Source organism: Ruegeria arenilitoris (assembly GCF_013032855.1).
GTDB classification, from domain to species: domain Bacteria; phylum Pseudomonadota; class Alphaproteobacteria; order Rhodobacterales; family Rhodobacteraceae; genus Ruegeria; species Ruegeria arenilitoris.
Genome location: NZ_WQDA01000001.1, coordinates 803,987 through 827,098, shown reverse-complemented (window position 1 = coordinate 827,098; position 23,112 = coordinate 803,987). Strand labels below are relative to the sequence as shown.

Sequence of the window (23,112 nt, the reverse complement as noted above, 5' to 3'; positions counted from 1 at the left end):
GTCAGCGTGATACATAGCCTGCGATCACCTGCAACAGCTTGAACGCGGTCGCAGCATCGTTTTCCACCACGGCCAGGAACTCTTCCTCGCCGATACGCAGGCAGGTCAGATCGGTTTCGGCCACCATGCTGAGTGCACGGGGCTCTTTGCGGATCAAGCCCAGTTCGCCCACCAGGGTGCCGCTGCCGACGCGGGTCACCAGCCGATCCTCCTCGGGCGGCTGCGGCAGGTACAGACCCGCTTCGCCGTCGATGATCATGTAGGCACCATCGGTCGGCTGGTCATCCTTGAGGAACACGACTTCGCCGGCCTTTGCCTCGTACCAGCGCGCACCAAAGGCCAGCAGCCGCAACTGACGACGATCCAGCCCCGAAAACAGCGGCGTCTGTTCCAAGGCACGCAGCTTTCGCGTGAGGTCCGCCGAGGCTGCACTGTCACCTTCGACATCCGACGGAACCTGATCGGACACTACGCGCCCCTGTCGGATCTCGACGAACATGTCGAAAGCGCCGGGGTTCTTGAACTGTTCGTTCAGGTAGATGATCGTGGCGTCCGGAAGCAGCTCTCGCAGGTTTCTGAACACAGCCACCTGCGTGTCCATGCCATAACTCGCCAGCGCGTTTTCCAGTATAAGGATATCCGGCTTCTTGATTGTCGCGCGGGTGAAGGCCAAAGGCTCGGCCAGCGCGGCCGGCAGGTTCTGCCCGCCCAGCGCGACCGGTACATCGTAGATCAGCTCAACCACCAGCGGACGGGCTCCGTTTTCGGTCAGCACGTCTGCGATCACTTTCCGAACCTCGTCCGACCGCGCGCCCCCGATCTGGCTGACCTTGCCGAACAGCGCATTCTCCATAACCGTCAATCCGGGCGCAAAGGTGGCCGGGTCCAGCGGCTCGAACACGTCGTTCAGGCGCTCCATCAACTTGTCGGAATGGCTGTGCCGCAGTTCGAGGATGCGGTTCTTGAGCTCTTCGGAAAAGGCCGGCCCAATCTGTTCGGCCGAGATCACGAAAGGCACGGCCAGCAGGCTGGCCAACTGGTCATCGTCCAACCCCGATGCGCCGGTTTCCCGGGTCCTCTCTACCAGGTCGACAGCGGCTTCGTAGGTGGCGGCCTCGAGACCCAGCTTGCGGAACAACGGGTGATCCGTCCCGTCCAGACCAAAGATCTGACGCAGCATTTCGATCACGTCACGTGTCAGGCCGACCAGTGTTTCATCCAGACCCAACTCGCGCAACTGCCCCAGGAAAACGGTCTGCCGGGCCAGCAACTCTTGAGTCACCTGCACGCGTGGCACAGCAAACAGCAGGTTTTCGGCAACGGGCAGCGCAGCGTTGTACGTCATGCGGTCGAAAATCAGGGCTTGCGACTCCAGACCGGCCTTTTTGACGGCGTCCTGCACTAAGGGCCGCAGCTCGATCAGCTTGGCAGCAAGGTCGGGGTGTTTTTCAGGATCGAAACCCAACTCGGCCCCGCGTTGGAACAAGGTGGGCCCGGAGCCCAGTCCGTCGATCAGCTTCAACCACCAATCGCGCAGCTGCTCGGCCGTTTCGAACCCGGCCAGGGAAGGGTCCAGCCAAGTGGCCCGGAAGGGATCGGGGCTGTTGCCCGCACGCAGCGTTTCAAGGTGGTCCGCGTCCTCCGGTGGAGCGGTCAGAGGCCTGAGCTGCATCGGCATCATCACGTTGCCGCCAACGGTTCCCTGGAACATCACCGGTCGCGATGTGGCATGACCGATCCGGGCCGCCACGACGGCCTGGTGCAGCGAGGACAGGTTAACACCCCCGATTTCGACCCGGCCCGAACTTGGCAGGATCTCCCGGGTCAATAGATCCGCCAGGGCCCGGCGGTCCTCTTCGCTGGGGGCCGCGATCCCTATGGTCTTGCCGGCAGGGAAGGTCAGGTTCAGATCATCCAGAACCTGATTGCCATCCAGATCACGCACCGAGACCTGCTCCAACTCGATCGGGCCATTCAGGTGCGGTCGGCTGTCGGGCTCGCCTTCGAACAGGGTTTCATCCAGCATGCCGCTCGGGGCGAACCGTTCGATGACCACCTCCCAACGCAGAGACATGTCCTGTGTCTGGTTGTAATAGGTCAGCAGCTCCTTCCAGGGCGAGCTGAGGTCCTTGTAGGCAGCGAGCGCGGCCACGAGAGCACCGAGCGAAACTGACCCCTGCAAAACCAGCAAACCACCGACCAGGTAGAACAGGAACGGAGTCAACTGAGAGATGAAGTTGTTGATGAACTTCATGAAGAATTTTTTCTGGTAGATCTCGAACCGGATGCTGAACAGCCGGGACAGTTGATCTGAAATCAGCGCTCGGCGATGGCGCCAGCCGCCGTTCTGCCGCAGGGTTGCCGCGCCTGCTGCATTCTCGCCGATCTGAGCCGCCAGTACGCGCACCTCTTGGATCCGGCGCTTGTTCAACAGGTTGATCTGGCGCTGCAATCGCGGGATCAGCCAGGCCTGCAATGGGATCAGCGCGACAGCAGCCAATCCGAACCAGACGCTTTGCAGGAATAGAAAGGACAGGATTGTCAGCATCTGCCCCGCCTGAAGGACAGGCTGGCTGATCGCATCGCCCATCAGCCCGCCCATCGGCTCGCTTTCGGCGGTGATCATCGAGACCAGTTCGCCCTGACTGACGCGCTCGAAATAGGGTTGAGGAAACAACAGTGCGCGATTGATCAACTGGTATCTGAACCGGCGCAGCATTCGTTCGCTGAGAACGCCTTTCATCGTGTTGATGCGCATCTTCATCAAACCATGCGCCAACACCGCCGCCAAAAAGGCGAAGCACAAAATTACCAGAAACGTCGTCTGCGACAGACTGTATCCCCAGACATCCACGATCTCGCTGGAGGCGCCGATTGCGTCGTTGATGATGCGTTTGGGCAATTCAAGCGTCAGGTACAGCAGCGGGAACAAAGTTGCCGTCACGGCCAGCAGAACAAGCTGATCACGCTTGGAATACTTCCAAATAAATCCAAAAATTGAACGTTCTATGGCCCCTGCCCCTACTAGTGACCCGAAACTGTTTTGCAGCGATCCTGCCGCACTCAAAGCAGCACGACGGTACTGCAATCGCGCTTGGATAGGCAAATGGTTTCCAAGGCGAAAACTATTTCGACTTGTGTGAACTAGTTCATTTGCGATCCTGTCTCATAGCCCTTAGTCTGAAGGTCAGGACGATATCGGGAGGGTAGTTTTTGCCTGCTACACTTGGCACTGTGTTGCTTCTGCTGTGTGCACTGCAGATCAAACACATGTTTGCCGATTTCTACCTTCAAACGCCCAAGATGCTGTCTGGGCGGGGGGAGTACCTGCATGTCGGGCGCGCACAGCATGCTGCGGTGCATGTTGTGGGTTCAGTCGTGGTTTTCCTGATATTCGGCGCGCCGCTTTCGTTCATTCTGATCATCGGTGCGCTTGAGTGGATCGTGCATTTCAATATCGATTTCGCCAAAGCCAGCTATTCCGACAAGAAACAATTGCAACCTGATCAGGCCGCCTTTTGGCGGGCCGCCGGTCTGGATCAATGCCTGCACAACCTCACTTACATCGCGATGGCCTGGGCCTGGGTTGAATTCGTCGCGCGGTAGTCAGAACTCGACCGAACGATTGCGTTTGACCGCGCGCAGAACCACATTCGTCTGTGCACTTGCGACGGCCGGCAAGCGAAACAGAAACCTCTCCAAAAAGACGTTGTAGGCGGCAAGATCGGGACACTGCACTCGCAGGTGATAGTCTGCCTGACCGGTCGTTGCGAAACATTCCTGAACTTCCTTGCAGGTTTCGATTGCCCGGATGAACTCCACGATCTTGTCGGGATCATGCCGCGTCAGATGCACATGTACGATCGCCTCGAACCCCAACCCCAGCGCGACCGGGTTCACAACTGCGCCGTAGCGTTCAATGATCCCGGCCTCTTCCAATGCGCGCACCCGTCTCCAAAGGGCCGAGGTCGACATACCGACCGCATCGGCAAGGTCCGCATTCGACACACGGCTGTCCCTTTGTAGCAGAGTCAGAATCCGGCGATCTCTGTCGTCCAGCTGCATCATTTGGTAAACCTTTTCGTCCTCTTAGGGTTTATCGGCAAACTTTTTCGAAATGATATCAAGCTTGCGGACCCATTGGCACAACATTTCGCAAATACCGAACTACAGTTGTTCAATCTCAAAGCCAATCCAGGTCCAAGCCATGAGCCGCCACGACAGCACTCTTCGCACTTATCAACTCACAGACCGGTACGAACAGACCGAGGGTCGCGTGTTCCTGACCGGCACGCAGGCGCTGGCGCGCATCCTGATGGATCAGGCGCGGCGCGACCGCGATGCAGGGCTGAACACGGGCGGGTTCGTCTCGGGCTATCGCGGCTCGCCCTTGGGCGGGCTGGACCTGGAGCTGTGGCGCGCGCGCGAACGGCTGAAATCCGACCGCATTACGTTTATGCCCGCCGTGAACGAAGATTTGGGCGCAACCGCCGTTCTGGGCGCGCAGCAGGCGACGCTGGACCCGCTGTGCGAATTCGAAGGCATCTTTTCGATGTGGTACGGCAAGGGGCCGGGCGTCGACCGCTCGGGCGATGCGCTGAAGCACGGCAATGCCTATGGCTCGGCGCCTAAGGGCGGCGTGCTGGTCGTGGCCGGTGACGACCACGGCTGCGTCAGCTCCTCCATGCCGCACCAGTCCGACGTGGCCTTCATGGCATGGTTCATGCCTACGCTGAACCCCGCCTCGGTTGAGGAATATCTGGAATTCGGCGAATACGGCTTTGCGCTGTCGCGGTTTTCCGGCACCTGGGTCGGGTTCAAGGCGATCTCGGAGACCGTCGAAAGCGCCCGCTCGGTCGAGCTGCGCCCCGACCGACAGTTCATCCTGCCCGAGATCGACCTGCCCTCCGGCGGGTTGCACGTGCGCGCCGCCGACCTGCCCTCGCCCGAGATCGAGACCCGCATCCAGCACAAGCTGCGCGCCGTGCGCGCCTTTGCCGAGGCCAATCCGATCGACCGGTGCATCTATGACCTCGACCACGCCAAGTTCGGCTTCGTCACCACCGGCAAGGCGCATCTGGACCTGATGGAGGCGCTGCGCCTGCTGGGGCTGGACGAGGCCGCCTGCCGCCGTCTGGGCATCGACATCTACAAGGTCGGCATGGTGTGGCCGTTGGCGCGGCGCAACGCGCTGCGCTTCGTGAAGGGCAAGGCCGAGGTTCTGGTCGTCGAGGAAAAGCGCGGCATCATCGAAAGCCAGTTCAAGGAGTATTTCTATGACTGGCCCGGCGACAAGCCGCACAAGATGGTGGGCAAATACGACAGCCACGGCGAGCCGCTGATCCCCTGGACGGGTGAACTCAGCCCGCTGATGCTGGTGCCCATCGTGGCCGACCGCCTGCACCGGTTCTTCCCCGAGCAAGACCTGCCCGCCAAAGCCAAGGCGCTGACGGACCGGCCGCCGCAACTGATCAACGTGTCCGGCGCGACCCGCACGCCCTATTTCTGCTCGGGCTGCCCGCACAACACCTCGACCAAAGTGCCCGGCGGCTCGATCGCGGCCAGTGGCATCGGCTGCCACGTAATGGCTTCGTGGATGGATCGCCACACCGTCGGCTATGCCCAGATGGGCGGCGAGGGCGTGCCGCATGTGGTGGCGTCCAAGTTCAACGGCGGCAAGCACATCTTCCAAAATCTCGGCGAGGGCACCTGGTATCACTCGGGCTCGCTGGCGATCCGGCAGGCGGTCGCGGCCGGGACCAACATCACCTACAAGATCCTCTACAACGACGCCGTGGCCATGACCGGCGGCCAGCCGGTGGACGGCCCGGTCAGCGTGGCCGGCATCGCCCAGACCTGCCGCGCCGAGGGCGTGGAACGGATCGCCGTCGTGTCTGACGATATCTCGAAATTCCACCACGCGGATTTTCCGGCGCAGACAACCTTCCACGACCGGGCCGAACTGGACAGCCTGCAACGCGAACTGCGCGAGATCCCGGGCGTCACCGTTCTGATCTATGAACAGACCTGCGCCACCGAAAAGCGCCGCCGCCGCAAGCGCGGCACGATGGAGGACCCCAAGCGGTTCGTCTGGATCAACGATCTGGTCTGCGAGGGCTGTGGCGACTGCTCGGTCGAATCCAACTGCCTGAGCGTCGAGCCGCGCGAAACCCCGCTGGGCCGCAAGCGCAAGATCAATTTGAGCTCGTGCAACAAGGATTTCTCGTGCCTCAACGGATTCTGCCCCAGCTTCGTGACCATCGAAGGCGGCGAACGCCGCAAACGCATGGCAAAGCTGGATCTGGCAACACTTGAGGGCGGGCTGCCCGACCCTGCCCTGCCCCGCCTGGACAAGCCGTTCGAGCTGCTGGTTACCGGCGTGGGCGGCACGGGTGTGGTAACGGTGGGGGCGCTGATCACGATGGCGGCCCATCTCGAGGGGAAAGGCGCCTCGGTCCTGGATTTCACAGGCTTTGCACAGAAATTCGGAACCGTTCTCAGCTATATCCGTTTGGGCGACTCTCCAAACGCATTGAACCAGGTCCGCATTGATCAGGGCGCGGCCGATGCGGTGATTGGTTGCGACGTCGTCGTCAGTTCAGCCCCCAAAGCCTCGGCGCATTACCGCAAGGGTACGCGCGTGGTCCTGAACCGGGCGGAAATGCCGACCGGCGATATCGTTCTGCGCCGCGATGCTCAGTTGCAGGTAAATGCCCGTGAACAGGCCATTCAGAACGTGGTCGGGGCGGAAAACCTGTTCGGTTTCGACGCCAACGTCGTGGCGGAAACCCTGCTGGGTGATGCCGTGTTTGCCAATGCGATCATGCTGGGTTTTGCGTGGCAGCACAGTCTTGTGCCGGTATCGCAAGTCGCGCTGGGTCAGGCGATTCTGCTGAACGGCGTCGCTGTCGAGAAGAACCGTCTGGCTTTTGCAATCGGGCGCAACATGGCGGTTCGTCCGGACAGTCTGGCGCTGCCTTCCGACGACGTTGGTTCGAAAGAAACTCTGGATCAGATGATTGCGCGCCGCACCGCCTACCTGACCGAGTATCAAAACGCGAAATACGCGCAGGCCTACGCCGATCGTATCGCCACCCTCCGCTCGGCGCTGCCACAGGCTGACGAGACCCTGCTGCGCAGCGTCGCTCGCAACCTGTTCCGCTTGATGTCCTACAAAGATGAGTTCGAAGTCGCGCGGCTGATGACTTCGGACCATTTCGCAAAGGAACTGGCCAACCAGTTCGAGGGCGATTTTGCGGTCCGTTTCCACATGGCTCCGCCCCTGCTGAGCCGCAAAACGGATGCCCGGGGCCGACCGCTGAAAAAGGCGTTCGGACCTTGGATGCAGCCGGTTCTGCGGGGCCTGTCAAAGATGCGGGCACTGCGCGGAACAGCTCTCAATCCGTTTGGCTATCATGCCGAAGCGCGCCTGCACCGCGATCTGCTGAATTGGTACCAGGGGCTGTTGGACCGCCTTGTGGCAGAGTACGGGGATCGGGATACCGAAACGTGGCAAAGCATCCTGTCCTGCGCTGACGAGATCCGCGGTTACGGCCCGGTTCGGATAAAAGCGGCCGAGACCGCCAGACGAAAGGTCGATGACTTGTTGCGCGCGCCGCGCGCTCAGGCCGCCTGATCCAGCGCCGAGGCTTTGTAGGCCGCAAGCCAAGCCGCATCCAGCCGGTCGACAACGGCTGGATTGAACCGGTCTTCGACCTCCCAATACCGGCCGGATGGCACCATGTAGCCCGCCTCGTACTCGGCCTGCAGCAGAGCATCGACGTGTTCAGTGCGCGGCCGGGCCTTGGGGATCTTTTCGGTATGAGAGACGGACGGATAGACCAGCCGGCTGGGTCCAACGGACAACCGCACCACGTTGCAATCCTGACGCGCCGCCAGCAGCGCCAGCCGTGCCGATTTCGCCTCGAGCGAACGCAGAGTGACGTCGGCACGCAAGGGATCGGCCGTTCCCTGGCCGTAGAAATGGGTATTGCCCGAGCGCGGATAGACCATGTCGCAGCCAAAGAAGGCAATCACCGATGGTTTGAGAGCGCCCAGCGCCCAGTACCCGGCGGTAAAGGCCATGGTGCCTCCGGCATAGACGAAACCGCCATACGCGTTCTGGATCGGGACATAATCCTGCGCCGTCACGATGCGCTGTGTCGCTGTCAGACAGTCGGGACGGTTCTCGGCCGGAAAATCCTCGGGATGGATCAGGAAATCCCAATCTTCGCGGATGCGCCAGGCGTTGTTGATGACCACGATGTGAGTGAACGGCCCACGCGCCCATTCCCGTGCCGCCAGCGCTGCGGGCGCACTTCCCAAGATCAGAACTTTGGTGTCATTCTCCGCCATCGCGCCCGCCCTTTCTCAGTGTTTCCAGAGAGCTAGCGCATTTGTCCGGCTTGGCTAGCCAAGGACGGAAAAACTGCTTTCCTCGTTGATGGGTCGCTTGCGGGAGTAAAAGCCCGCGTCGATGGTGCGTTTGATATGGGGCAGCTCGAACTGCAGGGGCTGGGCGTCGTGATCCGCCCCGCCCTCGCAATACTCGACCAACGCGGCCATCATCTTGCCCGCGATCGGCGCGTTCTTGTACTGGTTCCCGCTGGTGCCGCAGGCCATGTAAAACCCTGGCAGGCTGGACTTGTCATAGATCGGGATCCAGTCGGTCGAGGCGTCGTACAGATCGACCACTCCCCGCGTTCTGGACGGAATGCCCAGGCTGGGAACGCGCTGCGCGTATCGCATAGCCTGCGTCGTCCACTGGTCGGTGAAGTCGTGGTTGTAGTGCACATCGTCCTCGCACCACTGATGCGGGTCGCAGTCCGGGTCTTCCGAGCCGATCAGGATATGGTTGCCATGTTCCGGCCGGCAGTAGCAGGCGATATCGCCGTCCGATACGATGGTTCCCTGACGCTCGAAATCGAACCCTTCCGGCGCGGGAACGTGGACCACCTCCTGCCGCAGCGGGCGGGTTTCGATGGTCATGTCGTCCAGCACACCCGCCATGCGGTTGATGATCGACGATCCCGGCCCGGCCACGTTGATCACCGCCGGCGCGTAAATCTCTTCGCCCGAGGCCAGCCTGACGCCTTTGACTCTGCCACCTTCCTGCAGAATTTCGACGACCTCGGCCCCGGTCCGCACCTGCGCGCCGCGCTGCGTGGCCGCTTGCATCAGGTTCTGCGCGGACAGGGCCGGGTCTGTGACATAACCGGCCTTGGGCCAGAACACCGCCCCCTGCATCCTGCTGCCATTGGGCTGACCAAAGGCTGGATCGTCCATCCGTTTGGCCGGGGCAAAACTGTCCAGAGAATAGATCGGCAGGCGGTCGAGAATCTGTTCGGCCGACCATTCCTCAAAAGGGCAATCCAACTCGGCGCTGTATTTCATGTGCTTTGACAGGTGGCCGTTGGACTCGGTCTTCATGACCAAGCAGCCCGTCTCGCGGAATTGCGCCAGATCGGTTCCGTCGGGCAGGCCCAGATAGTCCGCCCAGTCGCGCCAGCAATGATAGCCCTCCCACGCAAAGGCGGTGCCGTCGAAGGTTGAATAGTGCATCCGGATGATCGCGCAGGACCCGGCGGTCGAGCCGTGCCCCACCTGCGCGTTGCGGTCCAGCGACATGGTCTTCCAGCCGCCCTTGGCCATCTCGAACGCGATGGCCGCGCCGATCACGCCGGTTCCGATGATGATTGCGTCAGGCTGGCTCATGGCTTGATCCTCCCTCCCAACAGCGCTTGGCATAGGCGCTGAATTCCTCGATTTCCTCGGGCCGCGGTTCGACCCCGGTAAAGACGTACAGGTAGTGCGGCACCAGAGACAGGCGCATGGCCAACGGCTCGTTCAACTGCGCCAGATCATAGCCGATCTGCATGTAGTACAGCACGCGCGCACGGGTTTCGGCCTCGACCGCCTCATAGCCATGTCGGGCGAACATGGCCCGCAGCGCGGCCAGGCGGCGGGCATCGGACTGGTCCAGCATCCGCCGCACCTTGCCCGACCGCCGCGCCCAGTCGCGCACGGCAAAGTCCAGCGCCGTGTCGAACAGGGCGGTGTTGACCACGCAGCGATGCACGTTGCAGACGGCAGCGGTGATGGACTCGGCCGGGGCTTCGGCCTGCGCGATCAGGGCGGCGGTGTTGGTGGCTTGCCAGTGATCCAGCAGCGCATCCAGCAGCTGCTGCCGGGATTTGAAGTACCAGTAGAAGGACGACCGCGATACCGCCATGCGCTCGGCAAGGTTCAGCACCTTGACCTGCTCGACCCCGTCCGAGATCAGCACGTCCATCGCCACGTTCAACCAGTCGTCGCGCGTGACCTTAACGTTGCCGACAAGCGGCTCGGCCTTGGGGTCGTCACGATGCAGGATGGGTTTGCTGTTCATCTCAACTCTCCGGCGGCGCGCCGCCCTCGGCGGTTCGGCGGGCGATGAAATCACGCATGGCCTCCAGCCCGGGCTGGTCCTGCGTGGGTGGTTCGAAATTGTTCAGGATGTTGCGCCAAACCGCAGTGGCCCGGTGGTTCGCATCGACCGATCCGCGTTCGGTCCAGGTGCCGAAATTGGCATAGTCATGCAGGTGCGGTTCGTAGAATTCGGTGGTGTAGCGCTCCATCGTCTGGCTGGCGGCAAAGAAATGGCCGCCGGGCTCGACCTCGCACAGCGCAGTGTCGAACCCGATCTCAGCCGAACCCGCCTGAGCCCCTGCGCACAGCTCGGCTACCATGTTCAGCACCTCGGCATCGCAGACCAGCTTTTCGAAGGACACGGTCAGCCCCCCTTCCAGCCACCCGGCCGAATGGATGATCACCGTGGCCCCCGCCATCAGGCAACCCCACAGCCCAAACTGATTTTCATTAGCGGCCTGCACGTCATTGGCGTTCGAAGCCGACCCGGCCGCCGACCGCCACGGCAGGCCCAGATACCGCGCCAGTTGTCCCGCCGCCAGCGAGGCCTGGAAATGCGAGGGCGTGCCAAAGGCCGGGGCGCCGGATTTCATGTCCACGTTACTGGTGAAGGTGCCATAGCAGACCGGCGCGCCGGGTTTTGCCAGTTGGGTCAGGGTCAGGGCGGCCAGCGCCTCGGCATGGGACAGGGTGATCGCGCCCGCAACCGTGATCGGCGCCATCGCCCCCATCAGCGTGAACGGCGTGATGATCGACATCTGCCCATGACGGGCGAAATCGATCAGCCCCTGCGCCATCGGAATGTCCAGCGTGCGCGGGCTGTTGGTGTTGATGATCGTGTAGCAATGCGGCCGGGCGTGGAACTCGTCATCGGACAGACCGCGGGCGACGGCCAGCATCTGGAAACAGTCCATCAACTGCGGCGTCCCGCGCGAGAAGAAGAACGGGAACTTGTCGGTAAGCTCCATCTGTGCCTGCGTGGTGAAATAGTGGCGCAGGTGGGTCGGCACGTCCTGCGGCTCGACCTGCGGCGAGATCATTTGGAACACGTCGAAATGATGGGTGAGCTTCAGGAACTCCAAGTAATCCTGCCCGCTGGCCGGGCGGCGGCCGCGTTCCAGATCGGTGGCATTGGGCGCCCCTGCGCCGGGCTGGAAGACAAGGCTGCCCAGCTCCAGCGTAAAGTCGCGATGCCGCGCCCCGGCCCGGCAGGCGATGGATTTCGGGGCCGAGGCCACTGAGGCCTCGACCAGATCGCGGCCGATGAACACCATCTCGCTGGCTTCATCCACCCGCGCGCCTGCAGCGGCAAAGAGGCGCCGCGCCTCGGGCAGCAGGACCTTGACGCCCAGTTCCTCCAGCGTGCGCAGCGCGGTTTCGTGCATGTCGGCGATCTGGTCGGCCGGAAAGGCCTCCATCACCGGAAACGGGTTACGCAACTGGCGATAATTCACGTCCCGCCGGGTCGCAGGTGCGGCCTCCGCGCCCCTGCCCCGCCGTCGCCGATCCCTGCCCCGCGCCGCCACGATCAGCCCCGCATCGCCTTGCCCTCGGGGTCGTAGGGAGACGGCGCGATCACCCGCGCGGGCCGCTCGACCCCGACCACATGTACCGACAGTTCGGTACCCGGCTGCGCCTTGTCGCGGTCCACCAGCGCCATGGCCAGCGACTTGCCGATATAGTGGCCATACCCGCCCGAGGTCACGAAACCCACGCGCTGGTCGCCCGCCCAGACCGGCTCGTACCCGCTGGCATCCGCATCCAGCGCGTCCACCTCGAGCGTGACTTGAACCTGCGCCGGGCCGTTGCCCTCACGCTCGGCCAGTGCCGCGTCCTTGCCTACGAAATCCTTGTCCCAGTCGATCCAGCGGTCCATGCCGGTCATGCCGGGGGTGTAGGCCTGGGTGAACTCGGCCGACCAGATGCCAAAGCTTTTCTCAAGTCGCGTGGACAGCATCGCGTTGAAGCCGCATTCGCGGATGCCTTCGCTGGCTCCGGCCTCGAGCAGCGCGCGGCGCAGGGCGATGTGGTCGCCATACCGGCAGTTGATCTCATAACCCTTTTCGCCAGTGACCGACATGCGGGCCACCCGGGCGCGCACGAGGCCGATGTCGTAGTCACCGCAGCCCATGAATTTCAGGGTTGAGATATCCTGTTCGGCCAGTTTCTCGACCACCGCCTGTGATTTCGGGCCAACCACGGCAAAGCCGCAGGCCTCCTCGCCGAGGTCGCGCACCTGTACGCCATCGATCATGTGATCGTCGAACCAGCGCATGTGCCAGGCCCGCAGGTAATAGCTGCCCATGATCCACCAGGTGCCGTCGCCCCAGTTCAGCACCGTCAGGTCGCCCTTGAGCCGCCCGTTCTCGCCCAGCATCGGCGCCAGTTTCGCGCGGCCCGGTCCCGGCAGTTTCGAGGCCATCACCTTGTTGAGCCAGATTTCCGCATTGGGCCCCGAAACCTCGAACCGTGAGAACCCGGTGATGTCCATCAGGCCCACGCCTTCGCGGATGGTGCGGCATTCCTCGGCCACGATGTCGAAGGCGTTCGAGCGCTTCAGGGTCGGCGTTTCCTCAAACCCTTTGGGCGCGAAATAGAGCGGCACCTCGAGATCCCAACTGACCCCCCATTTGCAACCCGCTTCGGTCATCGCGTCATGGGCCGGCGACATTTTCAACGGGCGTCCGGCGGGCAGTTGCTCGTTCGGATAGGTCATCACGAAACGGCGTGAATAGAACTGGCCCGTCGTCTCGCGGATGTAGCGCTTGTTCTGGGCAAAGTCGCCATAGCGCGCCACGTCCATCGGCCAGGCGTCGGCCTCGGGCTCGCCATGGATCATCCATTCGGCCAGCGTCTTGCCGACGCCGCCCCCCTGCAGGAACCCGGCCATCACCGCACAGGCAGTCCAATAGCCGCGCTTGCCCGGTACAGGACCGACCAGAGGGTTGCCGTCAGGCGAGAAGGTGAAGGCACCGTTCACCCATGTCTTGATGCCCACGTTCTGGATCGCCGGGTAGCGTTCGAAGCCCAGCATCAGCTCGTTCTCAATGCGGTCCAGCTGTTCCTGAAACAGCTCCTCGCCATAATTCCACGGCGCGCCGTCCATGGCCCAGTGCTCGTGATCGACTTCGTAGATGCCGACCAGAACGCCCTTCTGGTCCTGCCGCATGTATGTGAAGCCCTCCAGATCCACGGTCATCGGCATCTCGAACTCGGCTGCCGCGACCTCGGGCACCGTGTCGGTGATCAGGTAATGGTGCTTCAGTGGCGACACCGGCAGTTCGACCCCCGCCATGCGCCCGACCTGCTTGGCCCACAGGCCGGCGGCGTTGACCACATGTTCGCAGGTGATCGTGCCCCGGTCGGTCACCACCTGCCAGCCATCGGCTGTCTGGATCAGTTCCTCGACCTTGGTTTCCTCGTAGTATTCCGCTCCGCGTTTTTTGGCTGCGGTGGCATAGGCCTGCACGGTGCCGGTGGTGTCGATGTAGCCCTCCCGGTCGGCCCACATCGCGCCCAGAATGCCGTCGGTGGACATGATCGGGCAGCGTTTCTGCGCCTCTTCCGGGCTCAGCAATTCGCAGTCGTCGATGCCAATGGACTGAAAGATGCGGTAGTTCGCCTGCAACCACTCCCACCGTTCGGGGGTTCCGGCCAGCGTCAGGCCGCCGGTCATGTGCAGGCCGATATTCTGGCCCGATTCCTTCTCGATCTCGCTCAGCAAGTCGATCGTGTAGGCCTGCAGCGCCGCCATGTTCGGATCGGCGTTCAGCGCGTGGATGCCCCCCGCCGCGTGCCAAGACGACCCCGAAGCCAGCCGCCGGCGTTCCAGCATAACCACATCCGGCCAGCCGAACTTGGCCAGATGATACAGAACCGAGGCGCCGACGACGCCACCCCCGATGACTACAACGCGATACTGCGATTTCATCCCGACCTCCCCTGGACGATTCCCAAAGGACGCTAGGGGCACTGTTCACTTCTGTCTAGACATTTCTGTACAGTGCTGTCAGGCGCTGGCGCTGGGTCGCGCCTGCACGCTGTCGAACCAGGCCCGGGTTGCCGTGTTGCCCTCGGGGATGCGCATCTTGATGACACGGGCGAAATCCACGAACACGAAGGTCGAGATATCGGCCAGCGAGAACGCCTCGCCCGCGATGAAGGCGCTGTCTTGCAGACGTTCTTCGAGCAGGTCGAAGAACGCTCCGACGCGCGCGAGGCCGCGTTCGGCCAGTTCCGGGATCTGCGCGTGGTTCTGCGGTCCGGGGATGGCGCGGTCCTTGAAGGCCGGATGCGTGTTGCGCAGCGCGTCTGCGATGGGCGCCCCGCCCTGTTGCTCGACGATCGCGTTCCACATCAGCACCAGCCCTTTCTCGTCCGGTGTCCGCCCCATCAACGGAGGCTCAGGGAAGCGCGCCTCGAGATAGGCAGCGATGCCGAGGTTCTCGGTCAGAACGGTCCCCTCGTCGGTAACCAGAACCGGAATGGTGGCGCGGGGGTTCACCTTTCGGAACGCCTCGCTCATTTGCTCGCCCTTGGCGATCGAGATGTCGCGGGTTTCGATCTGCAGCCCCTTTTCGGCGATGAACATCCGGGCACGGCGCGGGTTCGGGGCGGTCGAGCAATCGTAAAACAGCATGGGCGGTCCTTTGCGTGAACGTCACGCGTAGGTTAGACCGCCCGCCGTGCCGGGATCGAGTCCCCGCGCAAAGTGACCCTGCGGAACGCCGCTCAGCGCCGGTAGATAAAGCAGCGACCCGGAACCGCATCTGCGGGAAGGGTCTGCTCCGTGAGCGTCTCGAAATACATCCGGTCGCTCGAGACCATCAGCCCGCCCTCGGCCAGCAGCGGTTCGATCAGCGGTGAAACGAAGCGGGCGAAGGCATCGTTCTTTTCGCGGTTGTGACCGCCCAGATCGGCATGGATCAGGCTGGCGGTCGCGCCGAACCGATCCAGCGCGGCGGGCAGAGTCTCGCGCACGTCGCCCAGGATCAGACGATCTTCGGGCGGGGTGGAATCGGGGTGCGAGGCCACCGCGCGTTCGAACACATAGACGGGTCGGTTGCGGACCCGGTTCATCATGTGATGATAGGTGCGCCCGTTTCCCAGACCCAGTTCGAACACCGGACCGGCCAAATCGGCCGTGTCGGCAATCGCGAAATCCAGACATGCCCGCTGCGAGACCATGCGATCAATGAACAGATCCAGTCGGCTTTGCGCGTCGGACATTGCGAAATATCTCCCTGATACTTTAAAGACCACCGATCGCGGCCAATCGCGGCTTTGATGACAAAAACTCAAGACTTTGTGTAGGCACAATGCACTGTTCGTCACGTTTCCGCGACATTTCAGCCCAAGAAGGTATTTGACTAGTCGCCCCCAAGCGCGCGAAACTGCGACAAAAAAACCAGGGAGTTCAAAACCAATGTCACGTGGTGGCCACACGGGTGGAAAGCCCGCATGACGGCCTTGTTATCTGTCCGAGACCTGAGCATCGGTTTCGGCGCCGGGGAGCCCGTCGTCAGAGATGTGAATTTCGATGTCGAGGCCGGGCAAACGCTGGCATTGGTCGGGGAATCCGGGTCGGGCAAGACGATCTCTTGCCGGGCGGTACTGCGCATTCTGCCCAGAACGGCCCAGATCCGCAGCGGCGTAATGCAGCTGAACACCTCCAAAGGCAGCGTCGCGCTGTCCGAAATCTCCGAACGTGAGATGCGTGGCATCCGCGGAAATCGAATTTCGATGATCTTTCAAGAACCTATGCGGTCTCTGTCTCCGTTGCACAAGATCGGCAACCAGGTCAGCGAGGTTCTGTGGCTCCATCGGGGCGCCTCCGAGTCTGAGGCTCGCAAGGAAGTGCTGTCGCAGTTCGAACGCGTGGGCTTTCCCGATCCGGCGCGTGCCTATGACTCGTATCCCTTCGAACTTTCGGGTGGGATGCGTCAACGCGCGATGATCGCGATGGCGATGGTGTCCAAACCGGAACTGCTGATTGCCGACGAACCAACAACTGCACTGGATGTGACGACCCAGGCTCAGGTGCTGGGCCTTATCAAGGATCTACAGAAAGAAACTGGAATGGCGCTGGTTTTGGTGACGCACGACCTGGGCGTGGTCGCCAATATGGCCGAACACGTCGTCGTTATGCACAAAGGCCGGGTGATGGAGGCGGGTTCGGCCGAGCTGATCCTGAATGCTCCGGCCCATCCCTATACCCGCCAGCTGTTTGATGCGGCACCCGAGATCCCGGACAAGGAAGCCGTGGGAATCCCGATGCCGAACGAGGATCTGATCCTCGACATGAAGGATGTGTGCAAGACCTACACGATGCGGTCGTCGCGCGGTTGGAAAGCGGACAAGCTGATTTATGCCTGCCGGGGCGTCGACCTGAAACTGGCCCGCGGCAAGACGCTGGCCGTCGTCGGTGAAAGCGGATCGGGCAAGACCACCGCGGCCCGGATTGCGCTGGGGGCCGAGCTGCCAGACCCGGGCGGCGAAGTGCTTTTTCGCGCCGCGCCGGGCGAAGACCCGATACGTGTCCACCAGATGACCCGCGAGGAGCGCACGGCGTTTCAGCGCAAGGCTCAGATGGTGTTTCAGGATCCCTACAGTTCTCTGAGCCCGCGCATGCGCATTCAGGATGCGATGACCGAACCGCTGGAGATCCACAATATCGGCACGACGTCCGAGCGCCGCGACAAGGCCGCTGAAATGCTTGAGCGTGTGGGACTAAACGCCGGGATGCTCAAACGCTACCCCCACGCTTTTTCCGGCGGGCAACGCCAACGCCTGTCAATCGCCCGTGCGATGATGCTGGATCCCTCCCTGATCGTCTGCGATGAGCCTACATCGGCTTTGGATGTTTCGGTCCAGGAACAGATCCTGACCCTTCTGGAAAGACTGCAGGACAGTCTGAACCTGTCCTATCTTTTCATTTCTCACGATCTGGCCGTGGTCGCCCGTATCGCGGACGAGGTCGCTGTCATGCGCCAGGGGCTGGTCGTCGAACAGGCTCCACCCGAGACGTTGTTCTACAACCCGCGCCACCCCTACACCAAGGCTCTGATTGCCGCACAACCCGAACCCGATATCAATCGTCCCATCGATCTGAAGCTGGTCGCCCTTGGCGCCGGGTCTCCGGACAGTTGGGATGACGCCTTTAGATTCTCTGACACCATGATACCTTCACTCGTGGAAATGGAGCCCGGCCATAAGGTACGTTGCCATGTTTAAGACCACTCGATTCAAGTTTCTGGTCGCCGCGCTGACGCTGGGCGCGGCGCTGCCCGCCTGGGCCGACACCCTTCCCGACCTGCAGGAAAGCACGTTCTGGAAAGCCGAGGTGGACATCGGAAACCTGCCCCCGGTGCAAGATCGCATCCCGCAGGAACCGCTGATCGTCGACCTGTCTTCGAAGGGGCGCGAATTCGGCAAACAAGGCGGAACCCTGCGCACGATGGTCACCCGGTCCAAGGATATCCGGCAGATGGTAGTCTATGGCTACGCCCGCCTGGTGGGCTTCGATGCCCAGTACAATCTGGTCCCCGATCTGCTGGCGTCTTACGACAACGAAGAAAACCGCAAGTACACTCTGCACCTGCGCAAGGGACACAAATGGTCGGACGGCACACCGTTCACCTCGGAAGACTTCCGATACTGGTGGGAAGACGTGGCCAACAACGAGCTTCTAAGCCCGTCCGGCCCCCCTGATTTCCTGCGGGTTGAGGGCAAGCTCCCCACTGTCACTTTCCCGGACGAAACAACGGTGATCTACGAATGGGACGACCCGAACCCGAACTTTCTGGCCTCACTGGCGCAGGCGCGACCGCCATTCATCTACCGCCCTGCTGCGTTCCTGAAGCGTTATCACGAGAAATATGCCGACAAGGAAAAACTGGACTTCGAGGTCAGCGACGCACGTGTCAAAAGCTGGGCCGCCCTGCACAACAAGCTGGACAACCTCTACAAGTACGACAATCACGAACTGCCCACTCTGCAGCCTTGGCTGAACGCAAGCTCGGGCAAGAAGATCCGGCACAATTTCGTCCGCAACCCATATTACCACCGCATCGACTCGAAGGGTTTGCAACTGCCATACATCGACGTGGTCGAGATGGAGATCGTGGCTCCCGGCCTAGTGGCGGCCAAGGCCAATGCCGGTGAGACCGACCTGCAGGGTCGTGGGCTTGATTTTCGGGATGCCTCGATCCTGAAAAAGGGCGAAGCCAACGGAAATTACAAGACGCTACTCTGGAAAACCGGTGTTGCGTCACAGATCGCGATCTACCCCAACCTGAATTTCGAAGACGAGGTCTGGCGCAATGTGCTGCGCGATGTCCGTGTCCGTCGCGCTCTTTCGCTGGCCATCGACCGTCAGACCATCAACCAGGCGCTGTATTTCAAACTGGCGCATCCGGCCGCCATGTCCGTTTTGCCTGCCTCGCCCTTCTACAGTGAAGAGAATGCGCAGGCCTGGGCGCAATACGACGTCGCACAGGCCAACGCCCTGCTGGACGAGGTCGGGCTGACGCAGCGCGACAAGAACGGCATACGCCTGTTGCCGGACGGCCGCCCCATGGAACTGGTGATCGAGACGGCCGGGGAACGCCAAGAGGTCGAGAACGCGCTGCAGATCGTGACTGATACGTGGCGGGAAATCGGGGTGAAACTGGTCATGCGTCCGCTTGACCGCGACATCCTGCGCAACCGTGTTTTTGCCGGCAATACGATGGCTTCGGTCTGGTATGGCTGGGATGATGGCATCCCGCAGCTGCATACATCACCGGTTTACCTGGCCCCGACCGACCAGGTGTTTCTGGCCTGGCCAAAATGGGGGCAGCACTATCAAACCGGCGGCGAAGCCGGCGAGCCGCCCGATCTGCCCGAAGCCCAGCGTTTGCTGGAGTTGAACCACATCTGGGAACTTGCAAAAACCGAGGATGAACGCCGGGCGGTCTGGGAGGAGATGTTGAAGATACACGCCGACCAGATCTATGGCATCGGAATTCTGAACGGCGCGCCCCAGCCGATCGTGGTTTCAAACCGTCTGCGCAATGTTCCCGAACAGGCCATGTGGGCCTGGGAACCCGGCGCGCATTTCGGAGTGCACCGCCCAGACGAATTCTTTTTCGCCGACTGACAGGAGCGGATAGATGATCATGCTCCGCTACGCGGTGTATCGCTTTTTCACGATGCTGCTGACCCTGTTGGTGGTATCGATGCTGATCTTCGTGATCATCAACCTGCCGCCAGGAGATTATCTCAGCAATCAGATTGCCGAGCTGCAGTCTTCGGGGCAGTCGGCCGGTGTGGCCAAGGCGGAATTCCTGCGAAAGGAATACGCTCTGGACCGCCCAATGTGGGAACAATACCTGATCTGGGTCGGCTTCTTTCCCGGCCCTCATGGGTTTGAGGGGTTGCTGCAGGGCAACTACGGCTGGTCCTTCGAATTCGATCGTCCGGTTGCCGACATCGTCGGGGACACGCTGTGGCTGACCGTGGTCGTGAACCTTGCCGCGATCCTGTTCGTCTATGCCGTGGCCTTGCCTCTGGGCGTTATGGCGGCGGCCAAATCGCGGACCTGGGTGGACTATTCGACCGCCTTCGTGGGGTATCTGGGATTGGCGACGCCCAACTTTCTGCTGGCTCTCATCCTGTTTTATTACGGGCACCGCTACCTCGATTTGCCCATCGGCGGATTGATGGACCCGGTGTATGAGGGGCAACCCATGAGCTGGGACAAGATGAAGTCCATCCTGGTTCATCTGATCGTGCCCACATTCGTGATCGGCACCTCGGGCGCCTCGGCCATGATGCAGCGCCTGCGCGCCAACATGCTGGACGAATTGGGCAAGCCATATGTTGAAACCGCTATAGCCAAGGGCATGTCGCCGTCGCGGATGCTGACCAAGTACCCGCTGCGCGTCGCCTTCAACCCCTTCGTGGCCGACATCGGCAACCTGCTGCCCTCGATGGTGTCGGGATCGGTTCTGGTTTCGGTGGTGCTGGGTTTGCAGACCATCGGCCCCACGCTGCTGACGGCGCTTAAGACACAGGACCAGTTCCTGTCAGCCTTCATTCTGATGTTCGTGGCGCTGCTGACGCTGATCGGCACCATGATCTCCGACATTCTGCTGGTCATGCTTGACCCGCGTATCCGGTACGAGGGGCGCGAAGCATGAGCAAACTTCCCGACGGTCGCTTTGTCGACGACGCCCCGTTTGATCCCGAAGCATCTTTGCAGCAATTGGAGCGCAGGGATCTGGACGCCCCGAATTGGGTTCTGGTCTGGCGCAAGTTCAAGACACACCGGCTGGGTCTGATATCGGGCATTTTTCTGCTGCTGTGCTATCTGATGCTCCCGTTTGCAGGGTTCATCGCGCCTTATGGCCCGAACGAACGAAATGGAGAACATCTCTACGCACCGCCCCAATCGGTGAACTGGTTCCACCAGGGCGAGTTCATTGGGCCGTTCGTCTACCCGATCGTGGCCGAGGCCGACCTCGAGACGTTCCAATGGAAATTCGTCCCTGACACCGAGGATCCGCGACCCGTGCGGTTCTTCTGCGAGGCATCCGAGTACAAGCTGGCCGGGCTCATCCGGTCAAATACGCATCTGTTCTGCGCCCCGGAAGGCACGACACTGTTCCTCTGGGGTTCGGACCGGCTGGGCCGCGATATCTTCAGCCGCATTCTATACGGCGCACAGCTTTCGCTGACCGTGGGCCTGATAGGCATTTCGGTCTCATTCTTCCTTGGCATCCTGTTCGGGTCTATGGCCGGCTACTTCGGCGGGCGGATCGACTGGGTCATCAACCGCGTGATCGAAATCCTGCGGTCTTTGCCCGAACTCCCCCTGTGGCTGGCACTATCGGCCGCGGTTCCGTCGAACTGGTCGCCGGTTGCCGTGTTCTTCATCATCTCGATCATCCTCGGCATCCTCGACTGGCCAGGGCTGGCCCGATCCGTGCGCGCCAAATTCCTGTCGCTGCGCGAAGAAGAATATGTGCGCGCCGCCGAGATGATGGGCGCCAGTTCAGGCCGGGTAATCCGCAAGCACCTGTTGCCGAACTTCATGTCTCACCTGATTGCCTCGGCCACGCTGTCGATCCCCGCCATGATTCTGGGGGAAACGGCGCTCAGCTTCCTTGGCCTCGGCCTACGGGCACCGGCGGTCAGCTGGGGCGTGATGCTGAACGACGCGCAAAACCTCGCCTCGATCGAGATCTATCCGTGGACGGCCATCCCGATGCTACCGATCATCGTGGTGGTGCTGGCCTTCAATTTCCTGGGTGACGGGCTGCGCGACAGTCTGGACCCTTATCAGCAATGAGCCTGCTGGCTTCGCTTCCACCGTCCGAGGCCTATCGGGTCGCCGGTTCCGGTGCGCTTCCCAGCGCCTTTGCCGTATCCGAGCTGGCAACAGCCAGCTTTGCTGCCGTGGGCCACGAGCTTGGACGGTTCATGCACGCCACCAATCTTGTCTCGCTCCCACCCAATGCGATGGTTGATCACCGCCTCGCGTCGCTGTGGTTCGGATACTCGTTCAAGCCCGAAGGCTGGGATATGCCAAGCCTCTGGGATCCGATCGCGGGCGACTACCGGGGGGCCGATGGCTGGATCAGGTTGCACACCAACCTCCCCCACCATAGGGAAGCGGCCCTCAAGGTTTTGGCGACCGAGGGGAATCGTGCGGCGGTGACGCAGGCCATCAAGAGCTGGTCGGTCTCGAACCTTGAAACGGATATCGTGGCGCAGGGTGGTGTTGCCGCCGCCATGCGCAGCCGGGCCGAGTGGCTTGACCACCCTCAAGGCCGCGCCGTGACGCGGGATCCGTTGATCGGCTGGCACGGCCCACGCCGGATCACGCTGCGCGACAGGCCTCAGGCGCGCGCGGATCGGCCTTTGGCCGGGCTTCGGGTTCTCGACATGACGCGCGTGCTGGCCGGCCCGGTTTCCACCCGCACGCTGGCCGGGTTCGGAGCCGAAGTGCTGCGCATCGACCCACCGGGTTGGGATGAGCCGGGCGTGATCCCCGATATCTCGCTCGGCAAGCGCTGCGCGTATCTGGACCTCAAGCCACCCGCTGGCCTGGAAAAGCTGCAAGAGCTGCTCGCGCAAGCGGATGTCTTTGTCCATGGCTACCGCCCCGGTGCGCTGGATGCTCTGGGCCTGACCAAAGAGGTGCGCGATACGGTCGCTCCAAACCGGGTCGAGGTTACGCTGGATGCCTATGGTTGGCAGGGGCCTTGGGCCACCCGTCGCGGATTTGACAGCCTCGTCCAGATGAGCGCGGGGATCGCTGACGCCGGTCGCGTTTGGGCCGGAGCCGACAAACCCACTCCGTTGCCAGTTCAAGCACTTGACCATGCCACCGGCTATTTGATGGCCGCCGCTGTCCTCTCGGCCCTGACAGAAGCGGCTTCGGGGCATTCGATCATGGATGGGCGCCTGTCGCTGGCGCGCACCGCCGAATTGCTGGCCAGCCTCGCGAAATCCGAGACAGGCGACCCGATCACCGCTGCCGAACCCGGGGACTACGCATCCCGATCAGAAGAGTCCGGCTGGGGCCCCGGCAAACGGCTGAAACCCGCGCTGAGCGTCGGTGAGGCACGGATGCACTGGCCGATCCCGGCATCCCGGCTCGGCACGTCCGATCCCACGTGGCAAACCACTTGAACAAAGGCCCGACCGCCGCGCGGAACG

Annotated in this window: 16 protein-coding genes; 7 read left to right on the top strand and 9 right to left on the bottom strand. The window is 62.1% G+C overall.

Features of this window, described 5'->3' with window-relative positions:
- Window position 1: 1 nt before the first annotated feature.
- Window positions 2–2,998 (bottom strand): cyclic nucleotide-binding domain-containing protein, encoded by a 2,997-nt coding sequence (locus tag GOW72_RS03945; RefSeq protein WP_170366023.1) that lies wholly within the window; start codon window positions 2,996–2,998, stop codon window positions 2–4.
- 215 nt (window positions 2,999–3,213) lie between these two features.
- Here GOW72_RS03945 and GOW72_RS03940 point away from each other — a divergent pair, with 215 nt between their 5' ends.
- Entirely contained in the window at window positions 3,214–3,606 is a 393-nt protein-coding gene (locus GOW72_RS03940; RefSeq protein ID WP_093964572.1) for a DUF3307 domain-containing protein, read from the top strand.
- On the opposite strand, the gene GOW72_RS03935 is transcribed toward GOW72_RS03940, so the two are convergent.
- The gene (locus GOW72_RS03935; RefSeq protein WP_244952314.1) at window positions 3,607–4,068 is read right to left on the bottom strand and encodes an Lrp/AsnC family transcriptional regulator; all 462 of its coding nucleotides are present in this window, start codon (window positions 4,066–4,068) and stop codon (window positions 3,607–3,609) included.
- Window positions 4,069–4,207: 139 nt separating this feature from the next.
- On the opposite strand from GOW72_RS03935, the gene GOW72_RS03930 reads away from it, so the two are divergent.
- Window positions 4,208–7,636, top strand: a complete 3,429-nt coding sequence (locus GOW72_RS03930) for an indolepyruvate ferredoxin oxidoreductase family protein (RefSeq protein WP_170365313.1) — start codon at window positions 4,208–4,210, stop codon at window positions 7,634–7,636.
- On the opposite strand, the gene GOW72_RS03925 is transcribed toward GOW72_RS03930, so the two are convergent.
- From GOW72_RS03925 to GOW72_RS03895, 7 genes are all read right to left on the bottom strand, one after another.
- Complete coding sequence (locus tag GOW72_RS03925; RefSeq protein ID WP_170365311.1) at window positions 7,624–8,355, bottom strand: hypothetical protein; 732 nt, start codon at window positions 8,353–8,355, stop codon at window positions 7,624–7,626. The two genes, GOW72_RS03930 and GOW72_RS03925, sit on opposite strands and share 13 nt — an antisense overlap.
- A gap of 54 nt (window positions 8,356–8,409) precedes the next feature.
- On the bottom strand, window positions 8,410–9,714 hold the full coding sequence (locus GOW72_RS03920; RefSeq protein WP_170365309.1) for an NAD(P)/FAD-dependent oxidoreductase: 1,305 nt from the start codon (window positions 9,712–9,714) through the stop codon (window positions 8,410–8,412).
- Window positions 9,701–10,387, bottom strand: a complete 687-nt coding sequence (locus tag GOW72_RS03915; protein WP_170365307.1) for a TetR/AcrR family transcriptional regulator — start codon at window positions 10,385–10,387, stop codon at window positions 9,701–9,703. Before GOW72_RS03915 ends, GOW72_RS03920 begins: the two co-directional genes overlap by 14 nt.
- Before the next feature lies 1 nt (window position 10,388).
- Entirely contained in the window at window positions 10,389–11,933 is a 1,545-nt protein-coding gene (locus GOW72_RS03910; protein WP_342355339.1) for a trimethylamine methyltransferase family protein, read from the bottom strand.
- Between the two features lie 2 nt (window positions 11,934–11,935).
- Complete coding sequence (locus GOW72_RS03905; RefSeq protein ID WP_170365305.1) at window positions 11,936–14,338, bottom strand: GcvT family protein; 2,403 nt, start codon at window positions 14,336–14,338, stop codon at window positions 11,936–11,938.
- A gap of 78 nt (window positions 14,339–14,416) precedes the next feature.
- Complete coding sequence (locus GOW72_RS03900; protein ID WP_170357059.1) at window positions 14,417–15,046, bottom strand: glutathione S-transferase family protein; 630 nt, start codon at window positions 15,044–15,046, stop codon at window positions 14,417–14,419.
- A gap of 92 nt (window positions 15,047–15,138) precedes the next feature.
- Complete coding sequence (locus GOW72_RS03895; protein WP_170340388.1) at window positions 15,139–15,636, bottom strand: class I SAM-dependent methyltransferase; 498 nt, start codon at window positions 15,634–15,636, stop codon at window positions 15,139–15,141.
- Window positions 15,637–15,867: 231 nt separating this feature from the next.
- Here GOW72_RS03895 and GOW72_RS03890 point away from each other — a divergent pair, with 231 nt between their 5' ends.
- The 5 genes from GOW72_RS03890 to GOW72_RS03870 are packed head-to-tail and all read left to right on the top strand — an operon-like array spanning window position 15,868 to window position 23,085.
- Entirely contained in the window at window positions 15,868–17,640 is a 1,773-nt protein-coding gene (locus GOW72_RS03890) for an ABC transporter ATP-binding protein (protein ID WP_170365303.1), read from the top strand.
- Complete coding sequence (locus GOW72_RS03885) at window positions 17,633–19,546, top strand: ABC transporter substrate-binding protein (protein ID WP_170365301.1); 1,914 nt, start codon at window positions 17,633–17,635, stop codon at window positions 19,544–19,546. Before GOW72_RS03890 ends, GOW72_RS03885 begins: the two co-directional genes overlap by 8 nt.
- Before the next feature lie 13 nt (window positions 19,547–19,559).
- Window positions 19,560–20,588 carry an ABC transporter permease gene (locus tag GOW72_RS03880; protein WP_170365299.1) on the top strand — a complete coding sequence of 343 codons (1,029 nt, stop codon included), beginning with the start codon at window positions 19,560–19,562 and terminating at the stop codon, window positions 20,586–20,588.
- Window positions 20,585–21,739: an ABC transporter permease gene (locus tag GOW72_RS03875; RefSeq protein WP_170365297.1), complete on the top strand. Its 1,155-nt coding sequence runs from the start codon at window positions 20,585–20,587 to the stop codon at window positions 21,737–21,739. Before GOW72_RS03880 ends, GOW72_RS03875 begins: the two co-directional genes overlap by 4 nt.
- Window positions 21,736–23,085: a CoA transferase gene (locus GOW72_RS03870; protein WP_170365295.1), complete on the top strand. Its 1,350-nt coding sequence runs from the start codon at window positions 21,736–21,738 to the stop codon at window positions 23,083–23,085. The genes GOW72_RS03875 and GOW72_RS03870 overlap by 4 nt, the downstream gene beginning before the upstream one ends.
- The last annotated feature ends 27 nt before the right edge of the window (window positions 23,086–23,112 follow it).

What these genes read in the sequence shown, in the direction of transcription:
- GOW72_RS03935 (WP_244952314.1), bottom strand. Translation starts at nt 4,068, where the DNA reads ATGATGCAGCTGGACGACAGAGATCGCCGGATTCTGACTCTGCTACAA.
- GOW72_RS03930 (WP_170365313.1), top strand. Translation starts at nt 4,208, where the DNA reads ATGAGCCGCCACGACAGCACTCTTCGCACTTATCAACTCACAGACCGG.
- GOW72_RS03925 (WP_170365311.1), bottom strand. Translation starts at nt 8,355, where the DNA reads ATGGCGGAGAATGACACCAAAGTTCTGATCTTGGGAAGTGCGCCCGCA.
- GOW72_RS03920 (WP_170365309.1), bottom strand. Translation starts at nt 9,714, where the DNA reads ATGAGCCAGCCTGACGCAATCATCATCGGAACCGGCGTGATCGGCGCG.
- GOW72_RS03915 (WP_170365307.1), bottom strand. Translation starts at nt 10,387, where the DNA reads ATGAACAGCAAACCCATCCTGCATCGTGACGACCCCAAGGCCGAGCCG.
- GOW72_RS03905 (WP_170365305.1), bottom strand. Translation starts at nt 14,338, where the DNA reads ATGAAATCGCAGTATCGCGTTGTAGTCATCGGGGGTGGCGTCGTCGGC.
- GOW72_RS03900 (WP_170357059.1), bottom strand. Translation starts at nt 15,046, where the DNA reads ATGCTGTTTTACGATTGCTCGACCGCCCCGAACCCGCGCCGTGCCCGG.
- GOW72_RS03895 (WP_170340388.1), bottom strand. Translation starts at nt 15,636, where the DNA reads ATGTCCGACGCGCAAAGCCGACTGGATCTGTTCATTGATCGCATGGTC.
- GOW72_RS03890 (WP_170365303.1), top strand. Translation starts at nt 15,868, where the DNA reads ATGACGGCCTTGTTATCTGTCCGAGACCTGAGCATCGGTTTCGGCGCC.
- GOW72_RS03885 (WP_170365301.1), top strand. Translation starts at nt 17,633, where the DNA reads ATGTTTAAGACCACTCGATTCAAGTTTCTGGTCGCCGCGCTGACGCTG.
- GOW72_RS03880 (WP_170365299.1), top strand. Translation starts at nt 19,560, where the DNA reads ATGATCATGCTCCGCTACGCGGTGTATCGCTTTTTCACGATGCTGCTG.
- GOW72_RS03875 (WP_170365297.1), top strand. Translation starts at nt 20,585, where the DNA reads ATGAGCAAACTTCCCGACGGTCGCTTTGTCGACGACGCCCCGTTTGAT.
- GOW72_RS03870 (WP_170365295.1), top strand. Translation starts at nt 21,736, where the DNA reads ATGAGCCTGCTGGCTTCGCTTCCACCGTCCGAGGCCTATCGGGTCGCC.